A 14,058-nucleotide genomic window follows, 5' to 3' on the forward strand; every position below is an offset into this window, starting at 1 on the left:
ATAACCTCTAGTCTCATTAATACTGATCTAAACCAGGGTGCTGAATTTTCCATGCACGGTGGATTTTTTGATTACGTTTAAAATCAAGGCCGATAGTTTCAGAAGTGATTTCTTCAACCTGAAAAATAGCTTCGATCTCTTCGTCCATTTCAAAACCACGATAGTTATTCGAGAAGTACAGCGTGCCTTCACTGTGTAAACGGTTCATTGCACGTTTAATAAGTGAGATGTGGTCACGTTGTACATCGAATGTACCATAGAATTTTTTCGAGTTTGAGAATGTCGGCGGGTCAATAAAAATAAGATCGTATTGTTCATGACCTTCTTTTAACCACTCAAAACAGTCGCTTGCAAAGAACATGTGTTGTTCATCTGCATGATCTACAGTTAAGCCATTTAAAACGAAGTTTTCTTTTGACCAGTTCAAGTAAGTGTTAGATAAATCAACACTTGTTGTACTTGCAGCACCGCCAAGAGCAGCATGTAAGCTTGCAGTAGACGTGTAACTATATAAGTTCAAGAAGTGTTTACCACGTGCTTCTTGAGCAATACGTAAACGCATTTGACGGTGGTCAAGGAATAAACCTGTGTCTAGGTAATCTGTCAGGTTAACTAAAATTTTAGCTTTACCTTCTTGCACGATAAAACGTTTTGAAGCTGTACTTTGTTTCGTATATTGAGTTGTACCAGTTTGGCGTGCACGTGTCTTAATAAAGATGGCATCACGGTTTAAGCCAGTAACAGCACGAATTGCAGCAAGCGCTAAATTAAAACGTTTTTTAGCTTTTTCTGGATCAATTGTTTTTGGTGGTGCATATTCCTGAACGTGTAAACGGTCACCATATAAGTCAACAGCGACATTAAAGTCAGGTAAGTCTGCATCATACAAACGTAAGCAATAAACATTTTCTTTCGTTGCCCATTTTTTCAAGGCAGTCATATTTTTTTGCAAACGATTAGCGAAGTCTTGAGCTTCTTCCATTTCAATAGGTTGAGCTTGCCAAGTTGCTAAAAATGGTTGAGTTACTTTTTCAGGTTTGATTACACCAAAACGAATATAAATTGGTAATTTACCATTCATTAAGCGTAAGGTTTCAGGCGCTTCAAATGCTAGAACATCAGATTGTTCAATTTGAGCTGCAATAACTGCTGCATATTGATTTGGAAAATGTTTTTGTAAAAGCGCTGATAAACCTAAGTATAGAGAACGGTTTGATGCTTTTTCACCTAAACGTTCACCATAAGGCGGGTTAGTCACAATAAATGCAGTTTTGCCTTCAGCAGCAAAATCTGGCCAGTCCGCTAAAGTACGCTCTTCGATTTGAATCTGACCTAATAAATTTTCAAAGCCTGCCGCAATAATATTTTCACGGGTTGCTTTAATTGCTTCCCAATCTGCATCGTAGGCATAAAATTTAGGTAAAGGTAATTGAAGTGCTTTTTCGTGACGTTCTGCTGCTTCTGCTTTAAGTGAAAGCCAAAGTTCACGGTCATGACCATGCCAGCCATTAAATCCAAAACGACGAACAAGTCCCGGTGCACGGTCAGTTAAAATCATTAATGCTTCAATGATGAATGTGCCTGAACCACACATTGGGTCAAGTACAATCTCTGGATTACGCTGTTTGAGCTGAGCTTTTTGTAAAATTGCCGCAGCAAGGTTTTCTTTAATTGGCGCATCGGTCATGTAACGGCGGTAACCACGCTTATGGAGCGAATCACCTGATAAATCTAGACAGTAAGTATGTTCAGTCTTACCTGCCAAAGCATAGATCGTAATTTCTGGTTGTTTGGTATCAATGCTAGGACGGCGACCTACAGCTTCCATAAATGAATCAACGACACCATCTTTTACACGCAGTGTCGCAAATTGCGAATTGACCATGATTTCACGTTCTGCATGCAAGCGAATTGCAAAGGTACTTTGTGGTGCAAAAACAAGTGACCAGTCAAAGCTCATTGCACCTTCGTAGAGTTCTTCTGCCACATCACGTGCATCGTGCGTAAAATCAAGTTCATAAGTATGAATAGGAAGTAAAACACGAGAAGCGAGACGCGACCACATACAAATGCGGTAAGCTTGTTCAAGCGTTCCTTCAATGATTAAACGTCCTGCTTTACGTTCTGTCACTTTGGTGCCAAGTTGTTCTATTTCTTCTTGTAAGAGGGGTTCTAAACCATCAGCACAAGTAATCCAATAGTGGTTTAAACGTAAAGAGGTATTCATAAACTCGATTGACCAAAACATATAAATATTAACGATGCAAAGTTTAACTTATTTTGATGTCTAAAGGTTTTTAAATTATTGCAACCTTTCATTTAGCAACCAATAATCTGATTTTTAAAGAGTAATACCTTGTAATTGGTATGTATTTTGCTAGACCAAGATAATTGATGGTTATTTATTTAACAGACAAAGTCGATTTTTAACCATTTTTATAATTTTAATGGATGGGGACGTTATAAATGAAAGACATGATGGGGAATGGTTTTATTACGAATGCGGATGCTTTCTCAGTGGCTACACAAATATATGTACGTATGCGTCGGGTCACGGGGCGGGTAATAGATGCAATGTATGTGATTCAAAATAAAGATTATGCAAAATATGTAATTACAGTGGCGTTAGAAACAGAGGATGATGAATTAAAACGATGTGTTGAGCGATTAAGATCGTTAGTTGACACACTGCCAGAACCTCCTCAAAAAGAAACGCTCGCTGTTGCTAAGGTCGATGAAGAGCCAGAAATAACAGCCGAAGACATTTATCGAGCACAAGTTCCACATCATTATATTGGTGCTTTAAGGTAATCTCGAATAAGACCTTAAATTTTGGTCAATTTAGGGTCTTATTCTGTAAAGTTCTTCTGCGAAAAGAGCGGAATTCAGCTACACTATGCACGTTTTCGCGATTCGACCCATAGGAATCCATTATGCATATTGCAGCGTTGCATCAGCCGAGCCAGGTTCAGCTCAATCAGGACGGAAATTTAAAACATTTTTTAACAATTGAGGGACTTTCAAAAGAAAACCTCACGAAGATTTTAGATACCGCACAAAGCTTTTTAGATGATAATAATAATTTAATTAACCGTCCGCTCTTAGAGGGATTGACGGTTATGAATCTTTTCTTTGAAAATTCCACCCGTACTCGTACTACTTTTGAAGCAGCAGCAAAACGCTTGTCTGCCAATGTATTGAATATTGATATTGCACGTTCAAGTACTTCAAAAGGTGAAACGCTACGAGATACGCTTTGGAACCTTGAAGCAATGGCTGCCGATATTTTTGTTGTCCGCCATTCATCTTCTGGCGCTGCACATTTCATTGCTAAAGATGTATGTCCAAAGGTCGCGATTATTAATGCTGGAGATGGACGTCATGCTCATCCAACGCAAGCGATGCTTGATATGCTTACTATTCGCCGTGAAACAAAGAAACCTTTTGAAGAGTTGAGTGTTGCCATTATTGGAGACATCAAACACTCTCGTGTAGCGCGTTCGGATGTGGCTGCATTACAAACATTAGGATGTAAAGATATTCGTGTGATTGCGCCGAATACATTATTGCCAGTGGGCTTTTCAGAATATGGCGAACACGTTCGTTTGTTCAATAACATGGATGCTGGGATTGCGGATTGTGATGTGATTATTGCTCTACGTATTCAAAATGAGCGTATTGACTCTCCGGCATTATCTTCACAGTCTGAATTCTACAGAATGTATGGATTAAACAAAGAGCGTCTTGGTTTAGCTAAACCGGACTGTATCGTGATGCATCCGGGACCAATGAATCGTGGTGTAGAAATTGACTCAAGTGTTGCGGATGGGGACCAATCAGTTATTTTGAAACAAGTAACCAACGGTATTGCTGTTCGTATGGCTGTGTTGGCACTGTCAATGCAAGGCCAGCTCCAAGAGCAAGGTTTAATTGAAGCGATTACGTTGTAAGGAATGGATCACATGAGTATTGTAAAAATTGAAAATGTACGTGTGTTAGACCCAATCCAAAAAACAGACAACGTACAAACTGTATATATTCAAAATGGCAAGTTGGTTACTCCAGTAGAACAAGTTGAACAAACCATCGATGGTCAAGGCAAATGGTTAATGCCAACCATGGTTGATTTGTGCGCGCGTTTGCGTGAACCTGGTCAACAGCAACACGGTACACTTAAATCTGAAGGGAAGGCAGCACGTGCTAATGGTATTTTGCATGTGATTACTCCACCCGATTCAAAGCCAATTGTGCAAGATAATGGTGCGCTTATTCATGGCCTGATTGAAAAGGCATGGCTTGATGGCGGCATTCATATGCATATTATCGGTGCTCAAACCCAAGGTCTAAATGGTAAACAACCTGCAAATATGGCCGGTCTTAAAAAGGGTGGTTGTACTGCTGTTTCAAATGCTAACGCTGCTTTTGAAAATGATGATGTGGTTATTCGTACTTTGGAATATGCAGCGGGTCTTGGCTTAACGGTTGTGTTCTATGCCGAAGAACCACAAATTGCTAAAGATGGATGTACACACGAAGGCTTTATTGCTTCTCGCCAAGGTCTGCCAATGATTCCGGCGCTTGCTGAAACTGTAGCGATTGCAAAATATTTGCTTATGATTGAAGCAACTGGCGTAAAAGCTCACTTTGGTTTGTTGTCTTGTGGTGCATCGGTTGAATTAATTCGTGCGGCAAAAGCAAAAGGCTTACCTGTGACTGCTGATGTTGCAATGCACCAGTTACATTTAACTGAACACTTAATCGACGGTTTCAATTCACTTGCACACGTTCGCCCACCATTGCGTTCTGAGCAAGATAAAGAACTTTTACGTCAAGGATTAAAAGAAGGCGTAATTGATGCAATTTGTACGCACCATGAACCTTTAAGCAGTTCGGCAAAAATGGCGCCATTTGCTGAAACTCAGCCAGGTATTACCGCTTTTGATACTTATGTATCTTTAGGTGTCCAACTCATTAATGAGGGTTTATTTGAACCTTTAGAATGGGTTGCTAAAGTTACTAGTGTTCCAGCACAGGTTGCGAATATGACCTCGCGTTGGGAAGATGAAGCTGGATGGGTATTGGTTGATCCTGCTTTAAGCTGGACAGTAAGCAAAGATACTATTTTATCGCAAGGAAAAAATACCCCATTGTTGGGTCAAACCTTGACGGGTAAAGTACTTCAAACTTTTGCTGACTGATAAAGTGCTTAGTTAAAGTAAATTTAAAATATGAACAGGTAGATCAATATGATCTACCTGTTTTGTAAATACTAGATGGAAAATTGTATATAAATTATATAAAAAACAACAAAAGATTGAAGGAAGATTAGAATAAAAAACTATCAGCAAAGAGAAGTATTTGAATAATCAAAAATTGCTGGTTACGACGTATAAGATTCGGGAGAATAACCAATGTCGATAAACCCTATAGAATTGCTTAAAGAAAAAGTATCTTCAATATTATTAGATGAACAGGATGGATACCTAGGCGAAAAATCGAATGCTTTATCTAAGTTTTATCCAATTTTACTTTCATTATTAGCTGCTAAACCTGATCTTATCGGACAATTGAAAAATAGTTTGGCTCCTTCCTTATCAGACCTTTTTTCTCATAATGACCAAATCAAAAATACTGTACTTACCCATTTAAGTGGTACAGCACCAAATAATGAAATTGAAAGCACGCTCAACAGTGCGATTAAACCCAGCCTTAATGCAATTTCAGATGTTGCTGGAAATGATCAGCAAAGTATTGTGAATTACTTGCGCCAGCATGCAGATACTATTCGTTCATATTTACCAGCATGGGCAGTGGGTCTATTAGCTCCGCTAGGACTTGGTGCAGGTTTATCTTCTGTCACACCATCAACAGCACCTCCGCTTGCAGCAGCAACTGAAAATACAGGTAAGTCTCGTGGGTTCTTACCGATTATCGCCCTCATTATTCTGGGTCTTATCATTGCTTGGTTATGGCGTTCTTGTCAGCATAAAGAAGCTGTACCAGCCCCAGAACCGACGGCAGCCAGCGGTGTTGAAGCTGCTGCTGCACCAGCTAGCTTAACTTTAAGTACCGATGATAAAGGTACAGTGAGTGAGTGTCAGGCTGGAATTGGCGATCAAAGCTTCTTGGCAACGCTACAAACTAACGTTAAAAAGGTTTTTTCGACAACTCAAGATTGTAAGGTGGATACAAGCCAAACTTATGCAGCTTCATTTACCGACAAAGATGCGCTTGCAGGTGTGTTAGGTGCGTTAAAAGGTGTGCCAAATGCATCTTTAGAATGGGTGGGCGACAAAATTACTTTGAAAGCAGGTGATGCGGCAGCATTAGAAGCTTTAACTGCAAAAGTAAAAGCATTGGTGCCACATACTGAGGTGGTCGGTACAGCACCTGTAACAACTGAGCAATCTGTAAGCAATAGCTTAACTGCTTCGCAAACTGCTCTAGGATCAATTGACCCGAACAATGTCGATGTAAATGCTTTAGTGAAAGCACTTAACTTACAAATTATTAATTTTGCGAGTGGTTCAAGTGACATACCTGCTGATAACAAAGCCATTCTTGACCAAGCTGCAACACTTTTAAATAAAGTGTCTAGCGTCAAATTAAATGTGGGTGGTCATACTGACTCAACTGGTAACGCTGCTGCAAATAAAGCTTTGTCTCAACGCCGTGCTCAAGCAGTTGTAGATTATTTAAAATCTAAAGGTGTGGATGCTTCTAAATTAGTTGCAGAAGGCCATGGTTCTGATCAGCCAGTTGCAGAAAACACAACAGAAGAAGGTCGCTTTAAAAACCGTCGTATCGAGTTTTCAGTAGCCCAATAATCGACTGATTTATGAAAAATTAGTTATTTTAATTTGAAAAAAGCTTCTCATTTTGAGAAGCTTTTTTTTGTTGAGACAAATAATGTTGGATTGATATGAAAGTTAGTTTGGTGGGAAGTGGGCGAGTTGCCTTTCATTTGGCAAAGGCTTTATTGGGCCAAGGTCATAACATCGTACAGGTCTATGCGCGTGATTTTGATAAAACCCAAAAATTTGCAGAGAAAATTCAAGCAAAAGCATGCCAGTCTCTTCAAGAATTTCAACCGTCCGATCTTATCATTCTAGCGGTTTCAGATAGTGCAATTGCAAAGCTTATAAAACAAGTTCATGAATTCTTTCCTTACACACTTATTGTTCATACCTCGGGCAGTACTGATATTGAAGTCATCAGTCATGTACATGAAAAAGCAGGGGTGTTTTATCCATTACAAACATTTAGTTTAGAAAGAGATGTTGATTGGTCTGCAACGCCGTTATTTGTTGAAGCAATAACAGATGTCGATCAGGAGCTACTCTTAGATTTAGCAAATAGCCTAAGTAATCGAGTATATCAATACACCTCAAAACAACGTTTAACTTTACACTTAGCGGCTGTATTCGCTTGTAACTTTAGTAATTATTGCTTTGATATGGCAAAACAGATTGTAGATAAAGAGCAGGTGGACTTTAGCTTGCTCTATCCTTTAATTTTGGAAACAGCTAAAAAAGCCACTGAAAATGATCCGAAACAAATGCAAACTGGGCCTGCGGTAAGGGGAGATCACAATATCTTGACAATGCATCAAGACTTATTGGCTCAAGCAAATCAAGATGATTTAAAACAGGTTTATCAACTTTTAAGTGATGGCATCGTAAAACGCCATCACTCGGACTAAAAGTGATTTAAAATTAAGGTTCGCCGTTATTTCCCCATTTTAAGAAACCAGCACGTTGATTTAAACGTTCAAAATATTGGTCGACATGCTTAAGCGTTGGATGGTCAAAAGGAGTGGCCTTCCAGCGCTGTACAGATAGACCAATTGGAATATCGGCTAAGCTAAATTGTGAGCCTGCAACATAGGCCTGAGTTTTTGCGAGTTGTTGATCAAGAATCTGCATATGATGATTCCAGTCATCAATACCTTGTTGTAATAAGTTTGGATCTTGATGATCTGGAGAATGTCTAAGTAGAGACATAATCGTATAAGTCCAACTGTTATTCAGCTCGATCGCTTGCCAATCAATCCATTGGTCAACAAAGAATCTTTCTTTCGCTTGAGTAGGGTAAAGTTGATGCTTTTTATCATAAGCATTTGCCAGATAACGGATAATACTGTTGGATTGCCAAAGGACTAAATCGCCATCTAAAACTACAGGAATTTGCCCATTTGGGTTTAATTGTAAATATTCAGGTGATTGAGCAGAGCGAAAGCCTCGTCCCCAGTCTTCTCTTTCATATTCAAGATTTAGTTCTTCACACAACCATAAGACTTTGCGAACATTAATGGAGTTATCGCGCCCTAAAATTTTTAACATAGTGTTTTCTGACTTTTCGTGAGTTTAAGAAATTAGTTAATGAAGCGTTCATTTTTATATTTTTAACATGATTTATGAATATTAATAAGTCTAGAGAATAGCTAAAGTGATATTTAAAGAAAATTATATTGCTTGAGAGCTTTCTATTTTAGGGGGTGAATAAAGGAAGATAAAAATATACCTCAAGAAGGGGAATGTTAGTACTTGGAAACAAAATGAGTATCCTTTTTTAGCAGGTAATAAAAAAACCGCACTTCGGCGGTTTTTTGAATTTTGGTTTATCTACATTGGTTTTCTGGTTTGTGTAATTGCTCACGCAGCCATTCAGAATCCTCCTGTAGATTTTCTTTAGTATATCCCATTGTTCTAACCTCTTCTGAGGCTGATTCATATTCTTTAAATCTACTTAAGATAAAGTCAAAAAGTTCAATATTTTCTTTCCATCCTTTGCAATCGAGAGCTTTGAGTTTATTCGACCTAACAAGATCTTCTTGCTCAGTTTTTGCTTCTGTGGAAATGATTTGATTTCTGTCCGATTGAGTTTGAATGTATCGTTCCATTAACTTGTAATATTTAAGTTCAAAGTCTTCTTGATTTGAGGCAAAGCAGCCACTTGAGACAATTACGCAAATTAGAAATGCGAAAAGCTTCATTGTTATTTTCTGTCTAGTTAAAATGATGGTTATTATTATATTTATATATTTAATAATTCAAAGGTTATTTTCATTTAAATCTTTATGCTCAGCTAATTTTTAATTCAGCTTATTCACTAGATTGGTTTTAAAATAAAAAAGGCCTAGTTTATTACTAAGCCTTTTTTATTATTTACTTAATCTTTTTAAAGATAAAGTCATTAATCTTATGACCTGACTCAATACCACGGCGTTCGAACTTAGTCACTGGGCGCCAGTCTGGACGAGGGTAGCTGTTGCCTTTACCTGCCAAGTTTTCAAGGTCTGGACGGTTGTCTAATACATCTAGCATCCATTCAGCATACGGTTCCCAATCTGTTGCAGCGTGGAACGTACCGCCAAGCTCAAGTTTTTGTTCAACCAATGGCATACGCTCATGAGCAACAAAACGGCGTTTGAAATGACGTTTCTTTTGCCACGGGTCTGGGAAGTAAAGTTGTACACAGTTAATGCTGTTGTCTGGCATTTCACGTAGAACCTGAATCGCATCTGCATCAAGTACACGTAAGTTTTTAACTTCTGCTATACCTGCTTCATATAGGCATTGAGCAATACCAGGTACATGGACTTCAATACCCACATAGTTGCGTTCAGGGTTCGCTTTTGCCATAAGAACTAACGAACGACCCATACCAAAACCGATTTCAACAGTTAATGGACGCTCTGGGTGTTCGAAGTGTTGACGTAAGTCGCCAACAGGATATTCCAAAATTAAATCGCGATGTTGTTCTAATGCCGTGCGTTGAGACGTATTAAGTGGTGCTGAACGACGCATAAACGTCACAATTTCACGGTGTTCAGGCAAATTGTCTAAGTCTGCAATTTGCGTTTCTAACTGATCGATCGACATAACCTTGGCAATATTGAAATTCAAATGCGGTATTTTAAGTCTTCATGTGATCAAGTCAAATGTTTCGGTGTTTTTCTTCATGTAGATGTCATGATCAATATTTACTCTAAGAGACTAATTAAAACTCATATGAACACTTTTACTCATGAAAACTTTTCAATTAAGAACACTTTCGGTCTTTTTAAGTGCATTAGGTGCATTTTCATATAGCTCAGTTGCTCAAGCGCAGCTCATGTTTAGCCAATATGTGGATGGCAGCAGCAATAAAAAAGGCTTGGAAATTTATAATCCAGATGGCGCTACGGTTAATTTAGCCGATTATGAGATTCAACAATTTAATAATGGTGGTACAGCAAAGACTGTGGCTTTTCGTTTACAAGGCACGCTCGCGAGTAAGCAGAAGTTTTTAGTGGGGCGCTCAGAGTTACAAACTGAGCTTGGAAGTAAAGTTAATCAGGTGGCTGCTTTATCTTTTAATGGAGATGATGCGGTTGTACTTGTTTATAAAGGTACGCCTGTAGACCGTTTTGGCCGTATTGGTGAACGCCCAGCAGCGGGATGGGGGACAGCAGTTTCAAGCTTGGGAAATAGTTTTAAGCGTATTGAAACTGAGAACCCAGCTTTAAGTGTTGATGCAACCGCAGCATTTGATTTGGACCATTCATGGTCGGCTTGGACAAACCGAAATGACTTTTCAAATTTATCGGGTTCTACAACTCAGCCTCCTGTTGAAACAGTAAGTTGCTCAAGCTCAGATACAGCCATTGCTGACTTGGCGGCGGCAACTCAAGACCAGACTTATACTGTGCGTGGTGTGATTACAGCTGACTATCGTTATGCCAATGGTTTCTCTGGTTTTTATGTTCAAACGCCAGATACAAAAGCACGTGCAAATGTCAGTAATGCTATTTTTGTTTATATTCCAAATAGTAGTGCGGTAAAAGGTGGACAAGTTGGCGATGAAGTTATTTTACGTGGTCGTTTAACGTCTTATCAAAATCAGCTACAGATAGATCAATTACAACAAGATATTCAAACCTGTAATAGCAATATGGCAAATCAGGTTCAGCCGATTAGTCTCGAACTTCCGTTTGCTAGTTTAACGGATGGCTCAGTTAATTCACCGCAGCGTTATCAAGGTATGTTGGTCAAATTACCTCAGACTTTAACGGTGAGTGAGAACTATAATTATGGTCGTTATGGCGAACTATCGCTAAGTTTAGGGCGTTTATATATTCCAACCAATTTATATCCAGCGTTATCTCCTGAAGCCAAAGCTTTAGCTCAGAAAAATTTATTATCGAAAATTATTTTTGATGATGGCTATAACAATCAAAACCGTACACCTTGGTTACCAAGCAATTTTAGCGCTGCTAATACGCTACGTTCGGGTTATCAACTTAAAAATGCTGAAGGTATTTTAGAATATCGTTTTAATGGTTGGCGTGTGCAACCAGTGCTTGGACGTAATCAGCCTGAAGTTATTACTCAAACAAACTCGCGTCAAAGCGTCCTTACTAAAAATGCTAATCACATTCGTGTAGCTTCATTTAACGTTTTGAACTATGACAATGGTGCAACGGGTTTCCCAACAGAGCGTGGTGCGACAACACAAGCTGAGTTTGATAAACAGCATCGTAAAATTGTGAGTGCATTAAAAGCGATTGATGCCGATGTTTACGGTTTAATGGAAATAGCGAACAATGGTTATGGGCCTAACAGTGCAATTGCCAATTTGACCAAAGCTTTAGGTAGCGATTGGAAATATGTAGTTCCTGAAAATCTAGATCGTTTAGGTGGTGATGCGATCGCAGTTGCTATTATCTATAACAGCAAGCGTGTTAAGCCTTTAAATAAACCTGTTGTGCTTGATTTAGGCGACAAGAACCGAACAACTTTGGCGCAAAGTTTCCAAGCGGTTCGTGGGAATAAAACATTTACTGTTATTCCAAACCACTTGAAATCGAAAAGCTGTAGTGGGGTCGATGCTAGCTCTACTGACGCAGACCAAAAAGATGGTCAAGGCTGTTGGAACCCAACTCGTGTGAAAGCCGTTGATCAAATTGTGCAATGGCTCGCGAAAAATCCAACTCAAGTGCAAAAGCAAAATGCTTTACTTGTAGGGGATATGAATAGTTACGCAAAAGAAGAACCTATTTTGTCATTTGAAAAAGCGAACTATAAAGTTTTACTTAATGACGCTAAGGTCGGTCAGGGTACTCAGGCATATAGCTATGTGTATGGCGTTGTGAGTGATGCCAACGGCAATGGCGGAGCAGGTAACTTAGACCATGCAATTGCTGATGCAGCTTTATATCCAAAAGTGGTTCGAACCTTTGCATGGCATATCAATGCAGATGAGCCAACGGTTCTAGATTACAACGAAGAATATAAAACGGATGAGCAAAAGGCATTGTTTTATGGGGAAGATGCTTATCGTTCTTCGGATCATGACCCCGTAATTGTCGATCTAGATTTAAATGGAAAAGACTCAAGTCATCCTGACGATGATAAGAAAAATGGAATTTTTGATTTCTTAACTGAATTAGTGAATTGGCTTAGCCAGCTTTTTAAGCGTAATTAACGGAAAAATTGCGTGACGCAAATGTGTTTTATCATATTTTAAACAATCGTCACGCAAGACAACTTGCAAGGAATGACTTTTTGAAGAATATTAGATGGTGTAAGTATTTTATAAGTTTACGCTTTTTTACAATTAAAGAATTGTGCAAACCTTGCAGGTTTTCTAGAAGCAATTTAAAACGTTAATATGAGATAACAAGGATCAGATATGAAATTATATTATTCGCCAGGCGCATGTTCTTTAGCTGCACATATTATTTTAAATGAAATTAATGTTGATTTTGACTTAGAACGGGTAAATTTAAAAACTCATAAAACAGAAAAAGGCGCAGATTATTACGAGATTAACCCAAAAGGATATGTACCAGCTTTAGAAATTAATCCGGGTTTAATGTTAACTGAAAACGTTGCTATTTTACCGTTCCTTGCTCAGCATGATCCTAAACAAGACTTAATTCCTCCATCAGGGATGGGCCGTGCGAAAGTATTGGAATGGTTGGGATATTTGAACTCTGAATTACATGATGCATATGCAGTCTTCTTTGGGGCGCCGTTAACGACTGATGAAAAAAACAAAGCTTATGCAGAAATTGATCGCCTTTTAAAATATATCGATAACTATTTGGCTGAGTCTGATTATGATTATTTGGTAAATGATAATTTCGGCCCAGCAGATGCTTATCTATTTGTTTTAACAAACTGGTCAAACTCAATTGAGCATGATTTAACGCCATATAAACATATTATTGCTCTACGTAATAAGGTAGCAGAACGTCAATCTGTACAAATTGCGATGCGTGATGAAGGTCTAATTTCTTAATCAGTTTTTTAGACTTTAATATAAAAAAAGCCCCTGTATGAACAGGGGCTTTTTTTATATTAAAGATGATTAGTGTTGAGCATCTTTTTTCACATCAGCAGCAGTATTTTCAACAGCTTGGGCAGCATCAGCAGTTGCCTTACGAGCAGTTGCTTCAGTTTTTGCAGCAGCTTCAGCGGTTGCATCAGCAGCATGGTCAGTTGCAGCATCGATTTTTGCAGTAGCATTATCAGTTGCAGTAGCAATATCGCTTGCAGCTTTGTCACCAGCAGATTTGATATCTGCAGTTGCTTGTTGAGCAGCATTTTCTAAGTGTTCACCCGTTGTCGCACCTGTTTCTGGAGCTTTATCTTTATTACATCCAACAAGGGCAACGGTCGCAGCAAGACCTAAAGCAACAAGTAATTTATTCATTGTGTTTTTCCTTCTAATTCATGGCATCCAAATATGGATGTATAAAATATAAACATAAACTAACTGATTAATAAAGATCGAAAATTGTTAAAGAGTTGTAACTCTAATATTAAAAAAGCCTAGCATTTTGTAATGCTGGGCTTGCGTTAAATCATACTGGTTTGACTAAATATTACTGCCCAGAACGGATGATGTAATCAAACGCAGAGAGTGATGCTTTAGCACCTTCACCTGTGGCAATAATGATTTGCTTGTAAGGCACAGTCGTACAGTCACCCGCAGCAAATACACCTTTGACATTGGTTTCATTGCGGTCATTCACAATGATCTCGCCACGGTTGGTTAACTCAACTTCAC

13 protein-coding genes are annotated in these 14,058 nt (G+C 38.7%); 7 read left to right on the forward strand and 6 right to left on the reverse strand.

What is annotated here, in order from left to right; translation table 11 throughout:
- Positions 1 to 16: 16 nt before the first annotated feature.
- The gene (gene rlmKL / locus QLG01_RS01825; protein ID WP_034596304.1) at positions 17 to 2,227 is read right to left on the reverse strand and encodes a bifunctional 23S rRNA (guanine(2069)-N(7))-methyltransferase RlmK/23S rRNA (guanine(2445)-N(2))-methyltransferase RlmL; all 2,211 of its coding nucleotides are present in this window, start codon (positions 2,225 to 2,227) and stop codon (positions 17 to 19) included.
- 239 nt (positions 2,228 to 2,466) lie between these two features.
- Between rlmKL and QLG01_RS01830 the strand changes: the two genes are divergently transcribed.
- The 5 genes from QLG01_RS01830 (at position 2,467) to QLG01_RS01850 (ending at position 7,702) form a co-directional block, all read left to right on the forward strand.
- Positions 2,467 to 2,811, forward strand: coding sequence for a hypothetical protein (locus tag QLG01_RS01830; RefSeq protein ID WP_151768661.1), 345 nt, complete (start codon positions 2,467 to 2,469; stop codon positions 2,809 to 2,811).
- A 122-nt stretch (positions 2,812 to 2,933) separates the two neighbouring features.
- Positions 2,934 to 3,950 carry an aspartate carbamoyltransferase catalytic subunit gene (locus QLG01_RS01835; protein WP_003652674.1) on the forward strand — a complete coding sequence of 339 codons (1,017 nt, stop codon included), beginning with the start codon at positions 2,934 to 2,936 and terminating at the stop codon, positions 3,948 to 3,950.
- A 12-nt stretch (positions 3,951 to 3,962) separates the two neighbouring features.
- Complete coding sequence (locus QLG01_RS01840) at positions 3,963 to 5,198, forward strand: dihydroorotase (RefSeq protein ID WP_282495701.1); 1,236 nt, start codon at positions 3,963 to 3,965, stop codon at positions 5,196 to 5,198.
- Between the two features lie 213 nt (positions 5,199 to 5,411).
- A complete protein-coding gene (locus tag QLG01_RS01845) occupies positions 5,412 to 6,827 on the forward strand; it encodes an OmpA family protein (RefSeq protein ID WP_282495702.1) in 1,416 nt (471 codons plus the stop codon).
- A gap of 95 nt (positions 6,828 to 6,922) precedes the next feature.
- The gene (locus QLG01_RS01850) at positions 6,923 to 7,702 is read left to right on the forward strand and encodes a F420-dependent NADP oxidoreductase (RefSeq protein ID WP_282495703.1); all 780 of its coding nucleotides are present in this window, start codon (positions 6,923 to 6,925) and stop codon (positions 7,700 to 7,702) included.
- A gap of 13 nt (positions 7,703 to 7,715) precedes the next feature.
- Here QLG01_RS01850 and QLG01_RS01855 read toward each other — a convergent pair whose 3' ends face one another.
- The 3 genes from QLG01_RS01855 to trmB form a co-directional block, all read right to left on the reverse strand.
- The gene (locus tag QLG01_RS01855; protein WP_192836391.1) at positions 7,716 to 8,342 is read right to left on the reverse strand and encodes a glutathione S-transferase; all 627 of its coding nucleotides are present in this window, start codon (positions 8,340 to 8,342) and stop codon (positions 7,716 to 7,718) included.
- Positions 8,343 to 8,620: 278 nt separating this feature from the next.
- The gene (locus tag QLG01_RS01860) at positions 8,621 to 8,995 is read right to left on the reverse strand and encodes a hypothetical protein (protein WP_282495704.1); all 375 of its coding nucleotides are present in this window, start codon (positions 8,993 to 8,995) and stop codon (positions 8,621 to 8,623) included.
- A gap of 172 nt (positions 8,996 to 9,167) precedes the next feature.
- Positions 9,168 to 9,884, reverse strand: a complete 717-nt coding sequence (gene trmB / locus QLG01_RS01865; RefSeq protein ID WP_004642023.1) for a tRNA (guanosine(46)-N7)-methyltransferase TrmB — start codon at positions 9,882 to 9,884, stop codon at positions 9,168 to 9,170.
- Between the two features lie 145 nt (positions 9,885 to 10,029).
- Here trmB and QLG01_RS01870 point away from each other — a divergent pair, with 145 nt between their 5' ends.
- Together QLG01_RS01870 and QLG01_RS01875 are read left to right on the forward strand one after the other, a co-directional pair.
- Positions 10,030 to 12,468, forward strand: coding sequence for an ExeM/NucH family extracellular endonuclease (locus QLG01_RS01870; protein ID WP_005303577.1), 2,439 nt, complete (start codon positions 10,030 to 10,032; stop codon positions 12,466 to 12,468).
- Between the two features lie 207 nt (positions 12,469 to 12,675).
- Positions 12,676 to 13,287 (forward strand): glutathione binding-like protein, encoded by a 612-nt coding sequence (locus tag QLG01_RS01875; protein WP_005303579.1) that lies wholly within the window; start codon positions 12,676 to 12,678, stop codon positions 13,285 to 13,287.
- A gap of 69 nt (positions 13,288 to 13,356) precedes the next feature.
- Here the strand turns inward: QLG01_RS01875 and QLG01_RS01880 are convergent, their stop codons facing one another.
- Both QLG01_RS01880 and QLG01_RS01885 read right to left on the reverse strand, forming a co-directional pair.
- Positions 13,357 to 13,701 (reverse strand): hypothetical protein, encoded by a 345-nt coding sequence (locus QLG01_RS01880; RefSeq protein ID WP_005303582.1) that lies wholly within the window; start codon positions 13,699 to 13,701, stop codon positions 13,357 to 13,359.
- Positions 13,702 to 13,873: 172 nt separating this feature from the next.
- On the reverse strand, positions 13,874 to 14,058 hold a 185-nt coding region (locus QLG01_RS01885), incomplete at its 5' end, for an FAD-dependent oxidoreductase (RefSeq protein ID WP_044861087.1).

The sequence above is a fragment of the Acinetobacter sp. V89_4 genome (assembly GCF_029967875.1).
Lineage (GTDB): Bacteria > Pseudomonadota > Gammaproteobacteria > Pseudomonadales > Moraxellaceae > Acinetobacter > Acinetobacter oleivorans.